Raw genomic sequence first — 16359 nt, forward strand, 5'->3', positions numbered from 1 at the left:
CGAAGGTCGCCACCGCCGTGGCCCGCAATCCGGGCTGCCCGCCCGATCTGCTGCACCGCCTCGCGGTCGACTCGCCGGCCGGGCGGCGGGTCTTCCGGGAGATCGCCCGCCACGCGGCGACCCGCGCCGACACCCTGGAGCTCTGCCTGGCGCAGCCGGCGGCCCGCGCCGACGTCGCGGCGCATCCCGCGCTGCCGCTACCGACTCTGGAGCGCCTGCTCGACGACCCCGACCCGGCGGTGGCGGAGGCCGCGGCGGCCAACCCGGCGCTGCCGCGTCGTGATGCGCCGCCTGCTCACCCCCACCGGCAGGGAACGCGATTCCCGGCTGAGCGGGTGCCCCGTCGCGCCGCGCACCGGCGGCCGGAGACGGCCGGACCGTGCGGGACGCCAGCGCGCGCGCAGTGCCGACCGAGGATCCGCCGGACGTCGGCGGCGGACAGGCCGGACGCGGCCGGGAGCGGATTGAGGTACCGCGTGTAGATCAGCCCGCCCATCACGGTGACCGCCGCGGTGGCGCGCTCGGTCGCGTCGGGGCCGCCGAGGAATTCAGCGAGCCGGACCAGCACCTCCCGGTCCAGGTACTCGCGCACCAGGCCGAGCAGTTGGTCGTCCGGCGCCGGCTCGCCCGTGGCGGAGGCGTCGTCCCACAGGGTCACCACCGCCTGCAGCAGCCGGTCGGCCAGCCCGGCCGGGTCGCCCGGCAGCGCCTCGGCCAGCGCCCGGGACTGCGCGCAGTGCACCCGCATCACCTCGCCGAACAGGCCCTGCTTGGAACCGAAGTGGTAACTGACGAGGGCCTGGTCGACACCGCTTGCGGCGGCCACCGCCCGCAGCGTGGTGCCCTGGTAGCCCCGTTCCAGGAACAGCGTCCGCGCCGCCTCCGCGATGCGTGCGCGGGTCGGCGGATTGCCGCGTGGACGTCCTCGGGATTTATTCATCACCGTTGAACATGCCGCCCGGGACCCCGCAGTGTCAACGCGTACCGAGCGACCCGGACCGCCCGGGTCCCGGAGGAGGAGTGGACACATGCGCATCGTCGTCATCGGCGCCAGCGGACCTACCGGCCGGCAGCTCACCGACCAGGCCCTCGCCGCCGGCCATCACGTCACGGCGGTGAGCCGCCGCCCTCGGGGACTGCCCCGGCACGACCACCTCACCGTGGTGGCCGCCGACGCCACCGACCCCGCCGCGATCGAACCGGCGGTCGCCGGCGCCGACGCCGTGCTCTCCGCGCTCGGCGTCACGCCCAGCCGGAAACCGGTCACCACCTACTCGGCGGCGGCCACCGCCGTCGTCACCGCGATGCGACGCCACCGCGTACGGCGGCTGATGGTAGTCAGCTCCAGCGTGCTCGACCCCGGCTGGCGACCCAGCAACGCCTTCTTCTTCAACCATGTCCTCGACCCGTACGTCAACCGGGTACTGGTCCGGCAGGTGCACCAGGACATGCGGCGGATGGAGGAGGTGGTCCGGGCCAGCGACCTGGACTGGACCGTGGTCCGCCCGTCCGGCCTCTTCGAACATCCCACCGTCACCGACCATCTCGTCGCCGACGGCAGCGCCGACGGCGTGTTCACCGCCCGGGCCGACCTCGCCGCCGCCATGCTGCGCGAGTTGGACGAGCGGCGCTTCCCACGCCGGGCGATGGGGGTGGCCACCACCGCCGTGCGGCCCGGCCTGGTCCAACTCGTCCGCGACGAGATCCTGCGATCACCCCGCTGAGCCGGCCGGGCCGGGCGCGCGCCCGCCGGCCGGCGGCCGGGGAAAGCGCGCCCGCACCGCGTCGACACAGCTGTCCCGGGAGGTCGGGCCGCCGAAGCGCAGCCGGTCGTAGCCGGTGAAGGCCGGCTCCAGCCCGTCCAACTCGTCCACCAGCGCGTGCAACCGTCGCGCCCACCCCGCGCCGGGCTCCGGCCGGTCCACCGCCGTGCGGATCGCGGCGGTCAGCTCGTCCTTGCGCCGGATCGTCTCCGGCGTCACCGACCGCAGGCACACGTACCGGCCGCTGAGGTAGGCGTCCCACTCCGCCGCGCCCTGGCTCGGGTCCGCCCAGTGCGCGGTGAACCAGGCCCGCAGCGCCCCCGGCCCGCCGGCCCGGTCGGCCAGCGAGAACAGGTCCGCCGGCACCATCTGCGCCCCGTCCGAGCGCAGGTAGCCCGGCAGCGGCAACCGCCGGTCCAGCATCAGCCGGCGTACGGCGTCGACGTCGCGCCCGTGCGCCGCGCAGAGCTCCTCAAGCACGACGAACTGCGCGTCGACGTACGCGTCGTCGGCCGCCGTCATCGGATGATCCCCGTTGATCTCCCGGAAGCGTTCGGCCACCTGCTCCGCCAACCCCATCGACGTCTCCTTCCTCGCCTCGGGCTGCGACGGTAGCGGCGAAACCCTTCGGCGGCTGCCGAACAATCCTCGGAATATCCGTTGCGGGCCCTGGGAGGCCTCGCCTACCGTCAATGCCGCAACGTCACACCGATCACTCCGGGGAGCCCGCCGTGCAGCAGCAGACCAGCACCGAGACCACGCGGTCCATGCCGCGCGGCGGTGCCATGCTGCCCGCCGGCGAACGAGCCCGGGGCCTGCTCCAGGGCCGGTGTGGCTGGCGACGAGGGTGGCGGCGCGGATAGCGCCAGCGCGACAGCGCAGCCGCCCACCCCACCGGGGACCGGGCGGCTTTTTCGTCACCCGGCACCCGTCCGAGGGGTGTAGCTCAACCGGAAGAGCACCGGATTCCAAACCCGACGGTTGCAGGTTCGAGTCCTGTCACCCCTGCCTCATGTCCCGGCACCGCCGGCGACGTCGCTTCTTCTCAACTCCACAGTGGATGGCATGAGTACGAACCCCGGCCGGCGCCACGAGCGCGTCGGCCGGGGGTACGACCCGGGGTGCGACCAGCACCCCGCACGGGCCGTTGGAGCAAGTTGCAGCTCACCCGGTTCTCAGCCGGGAGGTTACGGGTTCGAGCCCCGTACGGCCTACGTAGTGACGACACGCGGTTGTGGCGCAGTGGTAGCGCGTCGCCTCGCCATGGCGAAGATCGCCGGTTCGAATCCGGCCAGCCGCTCGGAAGCCGCCCGTCGACGGGCACCGACAGGGACACGGGCTGCGCGCTGGGGCGCAGAGAGGCCTTGCAAGCCACTCCCGCCGGGTTCGATTCCCGGGCGGTCCATGAGCCTTTCCGCCGCCCCACCCGGAGCGGCACCCCACGACACCAGGAGAAGACGATGGCATTCACCCCGCTGCCGGGCACCCGGGCGCCGGTACGGGTCTGGACCGACCCGTACGGCATCGAGCCGCAGGCCGCGCAGCAGCTGCGCAACATCGGCGCGCTGCCCTGGGTGCAGGGCGTCGCGGTCATGCCCGACGTGCACTTCGGCAAGGGCGCCACCGTCGGCTCCGTCATCGCCATGCGGCAGGCCGTCTCGCCCGCGGCGGTCGGCGTGGACATCGGCTGCGGGATGTCCGCGGTGCGTACCTCGCTCACCGCGGCCGACCTGCCGGACAACCTGGCGCCGCTGCGCGCGGCGATCGAGGCGGCCGTCCCGGTCGGCTTCGCCAAGCGGGCCGCCCCGGTCGACCCGCGCCGGATCCGGGGCCTGGAGCAGGCCGGCTGGGACGCCTTCTGGAAGCGGTTCGGCGAGCTGGACCGCCGGGTGGCGCAGCTGGAGAGCCGGGCCCAGCACCAGCTGGGCACCCTCGGCGGGGGCAACCACTTCATCGAGGTCTGCGTCGAGCAGGGCGGGCCGGACGCCGGCCAGGTCTGGCTGATGCTGCACTCGGGCTCCCGCAACATCGGCAAGGAACTCGCCGAGCGGCACATCGGGGTGGCACGGAAGCTGCCGCACAACGCCGACCTGCCCGACCGCGACCTGGCGGTGTTCCTCGCCGGCACGCCGGAGATGGACGCCTACCGTCGGGACCTCTGGTGGGCGCAGGAGTACGCGCGGCGCAACCGGGCGGTCATGCTGGCGCTGCTCTGCGGCGTGGTCCGGGAGCAGTTCCCGCAGGTCGCCTACGGCGAGCCGATCAGCTGTCACCACAACTACGTGGCGGAGGAGAGCTACGACGGGGTGGACGTGCTGGTGACCCGCAAGGGCGCGATCCGGGCCGGTCGGGGGGACCTGGGCATCATCCCGGGGTCGATGGGCACCGGCTCGTACATCGTGCGCGGCAAGGGGAATCCGGACGCGTACTGCTCGGCGTCGCACGGCGCCGGGCGGCGGATGTCGCGGGGGCAGGCGAAGCGGACGTACAGCACCGCCGACCTGGTCCGGCAGACCGCCGGGGTGGAGTGCCGCAAGGACGTCGGGGTGGTCGACGAGATCCCCGGCGCGTACAAGGACATCACCAAGGTGATGGCGCAGCAGGACGACCTGGTCGAGGTGGTGGCGCACCTCAAGCAGGTGGTCTGCGTGAAGGGTTAGGCCACGGCCGGCGTCCGCGGGGGGCGGGCGCCGGTCGTACGCCCCGATGGCTCAGCGGAGAGAGCGCCGGTCTACGAAGCCGGAGATCCCAGGTTCGAATCCTGGTCGGGGCACGGTCCGCCGGACGAGGAGGGCCACTTCCGGGCCCAGCGGGGCAGCTTCCGGCTCTCGCTACTGGAACTGTCGGCATCGACCTTTAGGTTTCTGCTGTGGCGCGCCCTAGAACCTGGACCGACCAGCAGTTGGTTGAAGCAGTTCTTACAGCTACGTCTTGGGCTGAGGTTACCCATCGCCTTGGGCTGAGCGTGCACGGGAAGAACTACAAGCGCCTTCTAGGACACGCCATGCGTCTTGGTATAGATACGAGTCATCTTAAGGGTCCCAAAGGGGCGATGCCCATCTCGTCGCCGGAGCCCTTGAATCGGCGTACCTACGAGGAAGACGCGATCGCTGAGGCCGTCGAAGGGGCTGTCTCATGGGCGGAGGTCGCCCGAAGGCTGGACCTGAGTCGCAATGGCACGACCTGCAGGCGACTTCGATCCACGGCAGAAAGGCTTGAGATCGACCTGAGCGGGCTGCTGGGTCAGGCCTGGGGGCGACAGCCAGTACCCGCTCGCAAAGTTCCGTTCCGCAGGGCCGCCGACGTTGCGAATTTGCACAAGGTTGGCGCATCTGCCGCGATGACATGGTTCCTGAGCCGCGGTTACATGGTGTCCCTGCCCGTCGAGCAGACGACATATGACTTGGTCGTTGAGTCTGACGAGGGCTTGAAGCGGGTGCAGGTCAGGACGAGCCGTGGAGGGCAAGTCGTCGGCTTGACAAGGACGCAGTATGGTGCGTCCAAAGGAACCCCGTCCTCTGGTCGGTATGGCAGCCGCCCGTATCGAAGCGGCGAACTCGACCTCTTCTACATCTACTGCGGGGACGGGAGTGCCTACTTGATTCCCTTGGACGCGGTGCTGGGCATGAGATGTCTCAGCTTGGCCAAGTACGCGAACTACAGGCTCCCGAGCTTCGATAGATCGTTGCCCTGAATCTGGAACGCCTCATATCGCCTGCTCTCTACGGCTGCCATCCACTGTGAGGCTCCCGGTTGGGGCATCGGATCTTGGTCGACTGCTGTCTTACCGGGAGCCTCGCCCCATGTAGACACCGGGGCCCACACCTATCGTGACCAGCACCGCCACGATGAAAAGGCAGCATCTGGAGTCATTCGCCGCGGCGAATCTGCACTGATCGCCGGTACCGGCGCCCAGCTTCGCGCCGGACGCCGGACGCCGGACGCCGGACGCCGGTACCGGTCAGGTCAGGCCCGGCCGAGGTGGCGGGACAGGAACGTGTCGTCCACCCCGACCCACCGGACGCTGCGGTGGTCGCCCGGGTTCGCGTGCAACGTCTTCTCCGCGGACGCGAACGCGTCGAACAACGCGAACCCGGACGACCGATCGGCGTGCTCGTCGTCCCACGGCAGCAGGAACTGGACCGGCACGGTGATCTGCCGCGCGGCCATGATCACCGGTTCGTCCACGAAGAACCCGCCGCCGAAGATCGCGGCGGTGATCCGGGGCTCGGCCGCGGTCAGCCGTACCCCGATCGCCGTGCCCATCGAGATCCCGCCGCCGTAGCCGACCGGCGCGTCCGGGCCGATCTGCGGCAACGCCTGCAGGGCGTCCAGCGTCGCCTGCCATTCCGGTACGGCCCGTTCCGCGACCGAGGCCATGAAGCGGACGCTGGCCGCCGCGAACCGTGGGGTGTCACCCGCCGTCACGGCTTCCCGGATCTCCGTACGGGCCTGCTCGTCCTCGTCCGTACGCGGGCGGTCGCCGTGTCCCGGCGCGTCGATCGCGACGACATTGAAGCCCCAGGTGGCCGCGGTGTGCAGGGCGCGGGCCCGGAGCCCCGGCGCCTTCTTGTGCATGCCGCCGTTGTGCCCCACGAGCACGATCGGGGCATGATCGGCGCCGGATACGGGTGCCCAGAGCACACCCGGGATCTCGCCCACGAGGAAGTCGCGTTCGACGACACTGTCGAACGAGGTCTCAGCGGTGAAACGTACAGAATGCATGGTGTGGTGCCTTTCGGGAGTGCCATCGTGATGGGCGCTCCCGGCGACGGTTACGTCAGTCGCCCGTCCGTGACGGGAGGGAGCACCACGTGCGAACTGCGTTCACGGGTCTCACCTCCTCGGCCGGGTCACGGATCTGGGGGCACGCTATCAACCCGGCCGCACGGCCAGCCAGTCAATTACCGGTCGGCCATGCGTTCACGGTCCGGCTCGATCCGGAGTGCCGTCCCGAGGTGGTTCGCTAGACGGCCGGACAGCGGGATGGCGGCGGGGTAAGACAGCACAGCGAGGCTCCCGGTTGGGGCATTGGATCTTGGTCGAGTGCTGTCTTGCCGGGAGCCTCGTCCCATGTAGATACCGGGGCCTATACCTACCGTGACCAGCACCGCTGTTCGACCCCGGGTCCGGCGACCACCGAACGCCGCCGCGGCGACCGGCTTCTGCCCGGTCGCCGCGACGGTTGAGGCGCTCAGCCCATGTGCACGCCACCGCCGGTGGACAGGTCCTCCTTGCGGACCTTGATCAGCAGCATGGTGGCCAGGCCGGCGACCAGGATCAGCACGGCACCCCAGCCGAAGGCACGGAGTAGCCGTGGATGGTGGCCTGGGCCACCGTGGTCGGGTCGGGGATCCGGCCGGCCAGGTACGCGGTGACCGCGCTGGTGAAGAAGGTGTTGAGCAGCGCGGTGCCGAGCGAGCCACCGATCTGCTGCGTGGCGTTGAGGGTGGCGCTGGCCGCCCCGGCGTCGTGTTCGGGGACGCCGACCAGGGCGAGGCTGGACAGCGGCACGAAGGTGAAGCCGAGGCCGAGTCCGAGCACCACCTGGGCGGGCAGCAGGTGGGCCACGAAGGAGCTGTCCACGTCGATCTGGGTCAGCGTCAGCATGGCCGCGGCGGCGAGCGCCGCGCCGGCCACCATCAGCGGCTTCGCGCCGACGCGGGGCAGCAGCTGGCTGGCGGCGCCCGCGCTGATCAGCACGCCGGCGGTGATGGGCAGCGAGGCGAGGCCGGCCTCGACCGGCGTGTACCCGAGGGTCTGCTGGAAGTAGAACGTCAGGAACAGAAACGCCCCGAACAGGCCGGCGCCGATCAGGGTGGAGGCGAGGTACGCCCCGCCCCGGTTGCGGTCGAGCAGGATGCGCAGCGGCAGCAGCGGGTGGCTGGAGCGCAGCTCGATCACCACGAAGGCGGCGAGCAGGACCACGCCGGCGGCGATGAACCCGGTGGTGCCGGTGGCGTCCCAGCCGTCCTCGGCGGCCTTGGTGAAGCCGTAGACGAGGGAGACCAGGCCGGCGGTGACCATCACGGCGCCGGGGATGTCGTACCGGGTGTCGCCGTGGGCGCGGCTCTCGGGCACCAGCGGGATGGCGGCGAACAGGGCGACCGCGGCGATCGGAATGTTGACCAGCAGGCACCAGCGCCAGTCGGCGTACTCGGTGAGCACCCCGCCGAGCACCAGGCCGACGGCGGAGCCGCCGCCGGCGATCGCGCCGTAGACGGCGAACGCCTTGGCCCGCTCGGTGGCCTCGGTGAAGAGCACGGTGAGCAGGGCCAGGGCGGCCGGAGCGAGCAGCGCGCCGAAGGCGCCCTGCAACGCGCGGGCGGCGAAGAGCAGCCCGCCCGTGGTGGCCAGGCCGCCGACGGCGGAGGCGAGGGCGAAGCCGACCATCCCGACGAGGAAGGTGCGCTTGCGTCCCCAGTAGTCGGCGATCCGGCCGCCGAGCAGCAGCAGGCCACCGAAGGTCAGGGTGTAGGCGGTGACCACCCACTGCCGGTCGGCGTCGGAGATGCCGAGGTCGGCCTGGGCCTGCGGCAGGGCGATGTTCACGATGGTGGCGTCGAGCACGACCATCAGCTGGGAGATCGCGATGACCGCGAGGACCAGCCAGCGCCGCGGGTGCGGCGTGGCCGCGCTTGGGCGCGGGGCGCGCCGGGGGCGGTCGAGATGGAACCGGGCATGGTGCAGCCTTCCGTGACGTGGTGTTGCGGTGCGGTCTTCGGCGCGTCGGGTCCGTCGTACGCGGCCGGGAGTGGTCAGGCGGCGCGGTACCGGAGGACCGGGACGAGCACCTGGTCGACGAGCTGGGTGAGGAAGTCCTCGTCGGCGGGGAGGCCGTGGGCGATGATCCGGGACATGACCATGGCCGGGGCGAGATCGTGGAATAGGTCCCGCTCGCCGGCCTCGGCGGGGATCTCGCCCCGGGCGGCGGCGCGGACGACGACGGCGACGCTGGCCACCCGGCCGGCGGGCAGCACCTGCTGCCGGATCAGGTGCTCCAGCTCGGGGCAGGTCCGCATGGCCAGGGTGAGGGCCTGCATCAGGTCGCTGTCTTTGGTGCAGATCGCGGCGGTGGTGTGCAGCAGTTCCAGCAGGTCGCCGCGGAGCGACCCGGTGTCGGCGGGGGTCTGCACGCCGACGTGCCGGTGTCGCAGCGCTGCGGCCACCAGGTCGGCCTTGCCGGGCCAGTGCCGATAGATGGTCGCCTTGCTCACCCGGGCCCGGGCGGCGACCGCGTCGATGGTCATCCGGTCGTAGCCGACCTCGCGGATCAGCGTGAGGACGGTGTCGAGCAGCTCGGGGTGGCGCTCCCCGCCGGCCGTGGTGCCCGCCTGGGCCGGGATGTTCCCCTGGCGCATGATCCCCCCGAAGCGAAACGATTTCGTACTCACGTTAGCCGGGGGAGCGGGGCCGACGCGCAGCTTTATGAGAACTCTCGCAGTGGGCCCAGGAAACGAGCCCGTTTTGTGCCGGAGTCAGGCGGTGGCGGCCGTCAGGCAGTGGCGGCGGTCAGGCGGTGGCGGCCAGGAGGACCGGCACGGCCACCACGTGGGTCCGGGAGCCGTCGCGGGGTGACACCTCGTACACCTCGACGGTGCCGGGACCGGCGGTCGCCAGCCGGTAGGCGACCCCGCCGCGGTAGTCGCCCCGGCAGCCGCTGCCGCAGGTGGCGGTCGTGAAGCCGGTGCCGACCACCCGGCCGGCGCCGTCGAGGATCCGGATCGAGACGGTCGCCTCGTACACGTCGGCGGTGCCGGCGACGGTGACCGGCCCGGCGACCCGCTGGCCGATCGCCGGCTCGGTGACCACGATCGGCGCCAGCAGGTCGGCGAGGTCGGTGCGGGCCAGCACGACGCCGCTACCGGCGAAGGCCACCCGGCGCACGGTGGGGAACTGGGTGAGCGTCCAGACCACCTGCGCCCGCCGCAGCCGCAGCGTCCGGGCGTCGGTGTCGGCGAAGGACTCCGGCGGGGCGACGGTGGCGGTGCCCTCGGCTATCCGGACCATCTCGACGCCGGCGGGGACCAGGGTGGCGTTGATCCCGAGCTGCGCGGCCGCCCAGAACAGCGCCAGGCCGGGCAGGCCGATCAGCGCCGCGAGGCCGGCGCCCCGGGCCAGGTCGGATCCGGGCCGCGACAGGTCGACCCCGAGCGTCCGCGCCGGGTCGCCGGGGTCCCGCGCCAGCAGGTGTACGGCGAGCAGCACCGGCAGCAGCGCGAAGGCGATGCCGAGGAGCTGGTACGTCAGGTCCAGCCAGGGCCGGGGCGAGGCGGACCGGTTCAGGGCGGCGGTCTGCGCGGAGAGCGGCCCGGCGGCGCTCAGCGCGGCGGCGATCGACACCATCGCGTAGACGGCCGACTTGCCGAGGGACAGGCCGAGGACCAGCACGGTCTCGGTGCCGAGGACCCGGCGCGACACCGGGCGGGTTAGCTCGTCGACGGTCACCGCACCACTCTGCCGCACGGTCGGGGCCGGCGGGAACGGTCGCACAGCCTGTGCGACCGGTGCGCACACTCCGTGGACATTCTATGCGGGCCCGATCCGCCGTCAGGAGGAGGAGCGCCCCCCGTGGACAACTTCGCACGGCTGCTGAAGGAGAGCTGGACCCTGGTCGAGGAGGACCGGGACCGGCTCATAGGTCACTTCTACGCCCGGCTGTTCCTCCTCGACCCGGACCTGCGCAAGCTCTTCCCGGTGCAGATGGCCGCTCAGCGCGACCGGCTGGTGGAAGCCATCGTCACCGCGACCCAGGTGGTGGACGACCCGGAGAGCTTCGACGACTACCTGCGCTCGCTGGGCCGCGACCACCGCAAGTACCACGCGACCGCCACGCACTACGAGACGATGGGCGTCGCGCTGCTGGACGCGCTGCGCAGCACCGCCGGCGACGGCTGGAACCTGGAGTACGACCAGGCCTGGCGGGACGCGTACGCGGCGATCAGCGAGAAGATGCAGGCCGGCGCGGCGGCGGACGACGATCCGCCGTTCTGGCACGGCGAGGTGCTGACCCACGAGCGGCACGGGCCGGACACGGCGGTGCTGACCGTCCGCGCCCTCCAGCATCCGCTGCGCTGGCAGGCCGGGCAGTACGTCAGCGTCGAGGCGCCCCGGCACCTCCCCCGGGTGTGGCGGACGTACTCGGTGGCGAACGCCCCGAACGACGACAACGTGCTGGAGTTCCACATCCGTACGCCGGCCGGGGCGGGCTGGCTCTCCGGCGCGCTGGTCCGCCGGACCAGACCGGGCGAGCTGCTCCGGCTGGCCGCGCCGATGGGCTCGATGACGCTGGACCGCGAGTCGACCCGGGACATCCTCTGCGTGGCCGGCGGGGTCGGCCTGGCCCCGGTGAAGGCGCTGGTGGAGGAGCTGACCAGCTGGAACCGGACCCGCTGGGTGCACGTGTTCTACGGCGCCCGGCACGCCGACGACCTGTACGGCCTGGCGGGCCTGGAGGAGCTGGTGGCCGCGCACCCGTGGCTGTCGGTGACGCCGGCGTGCAGTGACGACCCGGACTTCGACGGCGAGCACGGGGAGATCTCCGACGTGGTCACCCGGTACGGCCCGTGGACGACGCACGACTGCTACGTCTCCGGCTCGGCCCCGATGGTCCGGGCCACCCTGCGGGCGCTCGCCGAGGACGAGGTGCCGCCGCCGAACATCCGGTACGACACCTTCGGCAACCTGTAACGACTTTTCTCCCCCCGAAAAGCCGGGTCGCGTGCCCCTGCCCCCTGGGGCACGCGACCCGGTCCCCGTCCGGTCCCTGACGGCGTCCCGCACGTGGCCCCCGGACGCCGTCAGGGGCCGGTCTCCCGGTATTCCTCGACCGGCACCAGCGGCACGCCCGGCGCCATCCGGTCGGTGTAGAGCCGCCCCTGGAGATGGTCGACCTCGTGCGCCACCAGCCGGGCCATCCCGTACGCGAACGAGGTGATGATCCGGCTGCCGTCCCAGCGGGCGTGCTCCACGTCGATGCGCAGCGGCCGGGGCACCAGGCCACGGTGGTCGGCGAAGGAGAGGCAGCCCTCGTACTGCTCGTCGGTGTCGGGGCTGGCATCGACCACCCGGGGGTTGAGCAGCACCACCGGCGCGGCGGACCGGTCGGCGGGGCGGACCACGGCCGCCGCCGCGTCCACCCCGACCTGCGGGGCGGCCAGCCCCATGCCGGCGCTGAACGGGTGCAGCTCGTCGACCCGGGTCAGCAGCGCGGTGAGCCGGTCGACCACCTCCCGGGCGGCGGTCTCGTCGCCGGGCAGGTCGAACGGTCGGGCGGGCCGGCGCAGCAGGTCGGCGTCGTGGGGCAGCACGCCGAGGGCGCGCAGCCGGTCGCCGGCCCGACCGGCCGCCGTGGCTCGTTCCGCGTCGGCTGGTTCGTTCCGGAACCGCCACTGGAGGCGGTAGCGGGAGTTGAGCGGCGGGTCGTCAGTCGCCCAGTCGAAGATCGCGCGGTCACCGCGGTCGTGCCGGCGGATCGGGGTACGCAGCGGGCCCTCGTCGGCGGAGAGGGAGGTCTCCACCCCCCAAACCCGGGGGTCGAGCGCCACCGGCAGGTCCAGCCGGACGGCCAGGTGCCGGGTGGGCAGGCGTACGGCGCGCTGGAACCAGGGGCCCCACTTCTCCCGGCCGACGTGGTACGCGTACTCGATCTCGACCCGTTCGCCCGGGTGCAGCGGGAACGGTCCGTCGCCGTTCTCGAAGAGCAGCCAGATCTCCTTGTACGCGTCCCGGTCGTGCTTGGCCCGCCAATGCATCGGCTCGCGGCTGCCACCGTCGTCCCGGTACGCCCGCAGCCGCAGCTCGGCGAAGGTGAGCGGGTGTTCCCGGTGGTGCCGGTTGGAGCGGCCCGGGTCGTCGGGGTAGCGGTCGACGGCGACCCGGACGAGGTGGCGGGTCACCGGCTCGGTGCCGACGTTGTGCAGCTGGCGGCGCACCACGCAGTGGTAGCCCTCGTCGGTGTGGGTGAGGGTGGCGGTCTCGCGCTCGACGACCAGGCCGGTGCCGGGGGGCAGCCACTGCCCGGGCGGTGGCAGCTCGCGGTGCGCCGGGACGGGGCGGGCCTGGCGGAGCTGGTCGTACTCCCGGAAGCGTTGCCAGATCGCGCCGCTGGCGTCGAGGACGGCCTCGGCGCGGCGGGCGAAGTCCTCGGTGGGCCGGTGCCGGCGCCCCTCGACGTGGCTGACGTAGGACGGGTCGAAGCCCATGAGCGTGGCGAGTTGCTTCTTGGAGAGTCCTCGCCCCGTCCGGTGCCGGGCGAGCTCCGCGGCGAAGGACTCGGCGGCCCGCTCCAGGGGGGAGGTCGTCATCAGCTTCCTCACGGCCGGGACGACAAGTCTTCACGTTCGACCACCCCGGCCGCACCTCAACTGGCACTTTGCCGACATTTGGCTTGACACCACGCGTGTTTCCACCTTCACGCGCCGGGTAGTACGCGGAGCCCGGGCCGGTCCGTCGCCAGCGCCGTCGACGGAGTGACCCGGGCCTCTCGATCCGCCTTTGGTGAGGCTTCCCTTATACACAGGGCTGTAGTTAGGCTAGCCTTAGCTGGACGGACGGCACTTCGGACAAGGGGACGGACCAGGTGACAGCGGTGATGCCAGGGTGCGAGCTCGCCCCGCCGCTCGCCCCGGTGACCGCCACCCTCCGGGCCATGTTCGGCACCGACGACCTGCCCGGCCTCGCGCCGGGCCTGCTGGTCGTCGACGAGGCCGGCTGGAGCCCGGCGACCGGCCTGATCGACGGCACCCGCCTCCCCGAGTTCCTCGCTGCGGCGTCCCGCCGCTGGGGTGGTACCCCGCACGCCTGCGCCGCGCTGGCCTGGAAGTCCTACAGCTACTGGACGGCCCTGCCGGTGGTGCTCGGCTGGGCCTCGGCCCGTCGGGTGCCGCTGCTCGACCCGGCCGATGTGCTGATCCACTTCGAGGACCACCACCAGCTGCTCACCATGGGGCTGCGCGGCTCGACCGCGGTCGCGGTGCTGCCGAACGACCCGCTGGCGCTCGCCGGCCACCCCGAGGTGCGGGTGGTCGCCGACGAGGCGGAGCTGCTCCGCGTGCTTCGCGCCTCGCTGCTCGACGCCCACCTCGCCCCGATGATCGCCGCGATCCAGACGGAGGTCCGGGTCGGCGCCCGTACGCTGCTCGGCTCGGTCGCCTCCGGCATCGCCCACGGGATCCTGCGCGCGGCGGACACCCTCCCCGGCTCCTCGGTCCGCAGCATCTCCACCCTGCTCGACGCGCTCGACCTGGCCGACCTGGTGGAGCTGGTGCCCGGTCCGACCGGCGAGCCGACGGTGCAGCGCCGGACCTGCTGCCTGGCCTTCACCCTGCCGAAGCCCAAGATCTGCCAGGGCTGCTGCGTCCGCCCGTCCTGACCGCGCCTACCCGGTCAGCGGGCGGACGTCCCAGAGCCACACCCCACCGGTGAAGGTGGGGGTGATCCCGGTCAGCTGGGTCATCGCCCAGCGCAGCAGGTCTGCGTTGCGGTGCGGGCCGAGGACCACCGCCCCGGCCCGCCAGTAGCGCAGGTCGTCCACCGCCGCGGCCCGGTCCTGCCGGGTGATCGGCGGGATCACCCCGGTCCGGGCGATGTGACCGAAGAAGTTGCTGGTCCGGCGGAACGGCGCGGTGAAGAGGGCGACCTCCGGCTCGGGCGCCGAGGGCCGGGTGTCGGGCGCGAGGAAGTAGCCGCGGGCGATCGGCATCTCCAGCCGGGTCCGGGACGACCAGCGCAGCGGGTCCGCGTAGGTGTTGTCGGGCAGCGGCAGGGTGACGATGCTGCGTCCGCCGGCGACGTACGGGCGCCACGCGCCCGAGGTGACGAACGCCGGGGTCGGGTCGAGCCGGGTGACGGGCAGCGGGGTGGGCACGTTCGGCAGCAGGGCCATGACCAGGACGGTGACCGTGGCGAACCGGATCTGCGTCCGCGTGCCCGGATATCGGCGGGACAGTTGGCGGGCGTGTTCCGCACCGAGCGCGAGCAGCACCCCGACGACCGGCGTGACCGCCAGCGACCAGCGGGTGGGCACCACGGAGTGCAGCAGCGGCAGGTCCTCCAGCAGCGCCCACGGGGCGGGCACGCCGGTGTCCCGGCCGTTGAGCTGGATCTCCCGGCCGAGCGAGAGCACCGCGAAGAGCACGGCGAGGACCGCCAGGCCGAGCACCAGTGCGCTGCGCCGCAACCACCAGACCAGGGCGACGGTGAGGACCACCAGCGGCCAGCCGAAGAAGGCGTTCTCCTCGGTGGCGTTCTTGGCCAGCGGCCTGGCGGAGCGGGCGTCACCGGCCAACGACTCGCGCGAGTACGCCACGAAGGCGGCCAGGTCGGTGCGGTAGCCCCGGATCAGCCGGGACAGCCCGTGGTACGAGCCGGGGCCGAAGAGCTGCACGTAGAGCGGGTACGCCAGCAGCACGGCGGACAGGACGGCGGCGACCCCGAGCCCGGCCAGGAAGCTGCGCGTGCCGCGGCGCAGCTCGGGCCGGCCGATGGCGAGCGCGGCCACCACCACGCCCAGCGCGATCGCGGTCATCAACAGGATCTCGAGGTTGAGGAAGGCCTGCCAGACGATCAGCAGGCCGAGCAGGAGACCGTTGCGCAGCCACCGGCCGGGCTCGGCGAGCCGCAGGGTCCGCCAAGCGATCAGCGGGACGACGAACTGCGACACGATGTTCGGGTGGGCGTTGGCGTGCGACACCATCGCCGGGGCGAACGCGCAGAACGCGGCGCCCAGCCACGCCGGGCCCCGGGATCGGGTCACCACCCGGGAGAGGAAGAAGTACCAGGCGGTCCCGGTGGCGGCCATTCCCAGGGTGAGGAAGAGCAGGAATGACCATTGTGGCCCGAAGAGGACGGTGACCGGCGTCATTGGTATTGAAATGGACAATACGGAGGTATTGGCCATCAGGTTCACGCCGTCGGGCACGTTCATCCGGTCCGAGGCGAACGGATAGGCGAATTCGGTCACGACCCGGGCGCCGTGGGCCATCATCCACTCGAACTGCGACTGGTCGGACCGGTTGTCCCGCAGCCCGCCGCCGGGGCGCGTCCAGAGTCGCAGGGTCACCCAGAGTGCCAGCAGCACGAAGCTGAGCACCGCGGCGACGTCCCGCCGCCAGCCCTCCCGCCACCGTACGCCGTGGTCGTCGCCGACCTCGGCGTCCCCGACGCCGGATCGCTCGACCTCGGGGCCCGATTCGGGAGTAGTCATGACAATTCGGAGCGTAGTTGGCTTATGGCGGTGACGTGACATGTTTCGGAGGACTGCGTACTATGTGCCGGGTTCGCCGACCCCCGATCACGTGCCCAAACCCGACCGCATTTCGGCCACTACGGTGCCCCGTTTCCTCCGCCGTCGACGCGGATGATTCACTCTGTCGGTCCAGGCGCGGGTCGAGTCATATCGTGAGGAATCGACGCATGGCAGAAATCACTGGGGATCAGCGCGTCCAGTCCGAGGTCCTGGAGGGCCTCGCGACGGCGGTCAACCACCGGAGCTGGTTCGTCGAGCTGGCCGTGCCCCACCTCGGCGACAACCCCATCGAGATCGGCAGCGGCCTCGGCGACTACGCGCTCGAGTGGGCGCAGCACGTCCCCCGCT

Annotated in this window: 14 protein-coding genes, 4 tRNA genes and 1 pseudogene; 10 read left to right on the forward strand and 9 right to left on the reverse strand. The window is 72.1% G+C overall.

Going from position 1 to position 16359, the window contains the following annotated elements; genetic code table 11:
* Both JNW89_RS09785 and JNW89_RS09790 read right to left on the reverse strand, forming a co-directional pair.
* Positions 1-185: hypothetical protein (locus tag JNW89_RS09785; RefSeq protein WP_238448645.1), on the reverse strand; the 185-nt coding region annotated here is incomplete at its 3' end.
* Between the two features lie 110 nt (positions 186-295).
* Complete coding sequence (locus tag JNW89_RS09790; RefSeq protein WP_238448646.1) at positions 296-940, reverse strand: TetR/AcrR family transcriptional regulator; 645 nt, start codon at positions 938-940, stop codon at positions 296-298.
* Positions 941-1028: 88 nt separating this feature from the next.
* Here JNW89_RS09790 and JNW89_RS09795 point away from each other — a divergent pair, with 88 nt between their 5' ends.
* The gene (locus JNW89_RS09795; protein ID WP_238448647.1) at positions 1029-1724 is read left to right on the forward strand and encodes an NAD(P)-dependent oxidoreductase; all 696 of its coding nucleotides are present in this window, start codon (positions 1029-1031) and stop codon (positions 1722-1724) included.
* On the opposite strand, the gene JNW89_RS09800 is transcribed toward JNW89_RS09795, so the two are convergent.
* Positions 1713-2342 carry a DUF6058 family natural product biosynthesis protein gene (locus JNW89_RS09800; RefSeq protein ID WP_238448648.1) on the reverse strand — a complete coding sequence of 210 codons (630 nt, stop codon included), beginning with the start codon at positions 2340-2342 and terminating at the stop codon, positions 1713-1715. The genes JNW89_RS09795 and JNW89_RS09800 overlap by 12 nt on opposite strands.
* Positions 2343-2698: 356 nt before the next feature.
* Here JNW89_RS09800 and JNW89_RS09805 point away from each other — a divergent pair.
* The 6 genes from JNW89_RS09805 to JNW89_RS38635 all read left to right on the forward strand — a co-directional run bounded on the left by JNW89_RS09805 (position 2699) and on the right by JNW89_RS38635 (position 5457).
* Positions 2699-2771, forward strand: a tRNA-Trp gene (locus JNW89_RS09805).
* Between the two features lie 133 nt (positions 2772-2904).
* Positions 2905-2977: transfer RNA gene (locus JNW89_RS09810), tRNA-Glu, on the forward strand.
* Positions 2978-2991: 14 nt separating this feature from the next.
* Positions 2992-3063: transfer RNA gene (locus JNW89_RS09815), tRNA-Gly, on the forward strand.
* Positions 3064-3223: 160 nt separating this feature from the next.
* On the forward strand, positions 3224-4423 hold the full coding sequence (locus JNW89_RS09820; protein ID WP_238448649.1) for an RtcB family protein: 1200 nt from the start codon (positions 3224-3226) through the stop codon (positions 4421-4423).
* Between the two features lie 40 nt (positions 4424-4463).
* Positions 4464-4536: transfer RNA gene (locus JNW89_RS09825), tRNA-Arg, on the forward strand.
* 567 nt (positions 4537-5103) lie between these two features.
* Positions 5104-5457 (forward strand): group I intron-associated PD-(D/E)XK endonuclease, encoded by a 354-nt coding sequence (locus JNW89_RS38635; protein WP_375155070.1) that lies wholly within the window; start codon positions 5104-5106, stop codon positions 5455-5457.
* Between the two features lie 272 nt (positions 5458-5729).
* On the opposite strand, the gene JNW89_RS09830 is transcribed toward JNW89_RS38635, so the two are convergent.
* The 4 genes from JNW89_RS09830 to JNW89_RS37545 all read right to left on the reverse strand — a co-directional run bounded on the left by JNW89_RS09830 (position 5730) and on the right by JNW89_RS37545 (position 10211).
* Entirely contained in the window at positions 5730-6488 is a 759-nt protein-coding gene (locus JNW89_RS09830) for a dienelactone hydrolase family protein (RefSeq protein ID WP_238448650.1), read from the reverse strand.
* A 555-nt stretch (positions 6489-7043) separates the two neighbouring features.
* A complete protein-coding gene (locus JNW89_RS09835) occupies positions 7044-8339 on the reverse strand; it encodes a DHA2 family efflux MFS transporter permease subunit (protein ID WP_238448651.1) in 1296 nt (431 codons plus the stop codon).
* Positions 8340-8521: 182 nt separating this feature from the next.
* Positions 8522-9124 carry a TetR/AcrR family transcriptional regulator gene (locus JNW89_RS09840; protein ID WP_238448652.1) on the reverse strand — a complete coding sequence of 201 codons (603 nt, stop codon included), beginning with the start codon at positions 9122-9124 and terminating at the stop codon, positions 8522-8524.
* A 151-nt stretch (positions 9125-9275) separates the two neighbouring features.
* The gene (locus tag JNW89_RS37545) at positions 9276-10211 is read right to left on the reverse strand and encodes a Gmad2 immunoglobulin-like domain-containing protein (protein WP_309139967.1); all 936 of its coding nucleotides are present in this window, start codon (positions 10209-10211) and stop codon (positions 9276-9278) included.
* Positions 10212-10334: 123 nt separating this feature from the next.
* On the opposite strand from JNW89_RS37545, the gene JNW89_RS09855 reads away from it, so the two are divergent.
* Entirely contained in the window at positions 10335-11453 is a 1119-nt protein-coding gene (locus JNW89_RS09855; RefSeq protein WP_238448653.1) for a globin domain-containing protein, read from the forward strand.
* Positions 11454-11563: 110 nt separating this feature from the next.
* Here JNW89_RS09855 and JNW89_RS09860 read toward each other — a convergent pair whose 3' ends face one another.
* Positions 11564-13069 carry a peptide deformylase gene (locus tag JNW89_RS09860; RefSeq protein WP_238448654.1) on the reverse strand — a complete coding sequence of 502 codons (1506 nt, stop codon included), beginning with the start codon at positions 13067-13069 and terminating at the stop codon, positions 11564-11566.
* A 287-nt stretch (positions 13070-13356) separates the two neighbouring features.
* Between JNW89_RS09860 and JNW89_RS09865 the strand changes: the two genes are divergently transcribed.
* Positions 13357-14136, forward strand: coding sequence for a ferric iron reductase (locus tag JNW89_RS09865; protein WP_238448655.1), 780 nt, complete (start codon positions 13357-13359; stop codon positions 14134-14136).
* A gap of 6 nt (positions 14137-14142) precedes the next feature.
* Here the strand turns inward: JNW89_RS09865 and JNW89_RS09870 are convergent, their stop codons facing one another.
* Entirely contained in the window at positions 14143-15969 is a 1827-nt protein-coding gene (locus JNW89_RS09870; RefSeq protein WP_238448656.1) for a hypothetical protein, read from the reverse strand.
* A gap of 209 nt (positions 15970-16178) precedes the next feature.
* On the opposite strand from JNW89_RS09870, the pseudogene JNW89_RS09875 reads away from it, so the two are divergent.
* Positions 16179-16359: pseudogene (locus tag JNW89_RS09875) on the forward strand (methyltransferase type 12); the annotation flags it as partial.

It is taken from the genome of Micromonospora sp. 4G55 (genome assembly GCF_016803375.1).

Bases quoted from the DNA above. Each gene is read 5' to 3' on its own strand.
- JNW89_RS09790 (WP_238448646.1), bottom strand. From the start codon at position 940: ATGAATAAATCCCGAGGACGTCCACGCGGCAATCCGCCGACCCGCGCA.
- JNW89_RS09835 (WP_238448651.1), bottom strand. From the start codon at position 8,339: ATGGTCGTGCTCGACGCCACCATCGTGAACATCGCCCTGCCGCAGGCC.
- JNW89_RS09820 (WP_238448649.1), top strand. From the start codon at position 3,224: ATGGCATTCACCCCGCTGCCGGGCACCCGGGCGCCGGTACGGGTCTGG.
- JNW89_RS09840 (WP_238448652.1), bottom strand. From the start codon at position 9,124: ATGCGCCAGGGGAACATCCCGGCCCAGGCGGGCACCACGGCCGGCGGG.
- JNW89_RS09830 (WP_238448650.1), bottom strand. From the start codon at position 6,488: ATGCATTCTGTACGTTTCACCGCTGAGACCTCGTTCGACAGTGTCGTC.
- JNW89_RS38635 (WP_375155070.1), top strand. From the start codon at position 5,104: ATGACATGGTTCCTGAGCCGCGGTTACATGGTGTCCCTGCCCGTCGAG.
- JNW89_RS09860 (WP_238448654.1), bottom strand. From the start codon at position 13,069: ATGACGACCTCCCCCCTGGAGCGGGCCGCCGAGTCCTTCGCCGCGGAG.
- JNW89_RS09795 (WP_238448647.1), top strand. From the start codon at position 1,029: ATGCGCATCGTCGTCATCGGCGCCAGCGGACCTACCGGCCGGCAGCTC.
- JNW89_RS09870 (WP_238448656.1), bottom strand. From the start codon at position 15,969: ATGACTACTCCCGAATCGGGCCCCGAGGTCGAGCGATCCGGCGTCGGG.
- JNW89_RS09865 (WP_238448655.1), top strand. From the start codon at position 13,357: ATGCCAGGGTGCGAGCTCGCCCCGCCGCTCGCCCCGGTGACCGCCACC.
- JNW89_RS09800 (WP_238448648.1), bottom strand. From the start codon at position 2,342: ATGGGGTTGGCGGAGCAGGTGGCCGAACGCTTCCGGGAGATCAACGGG.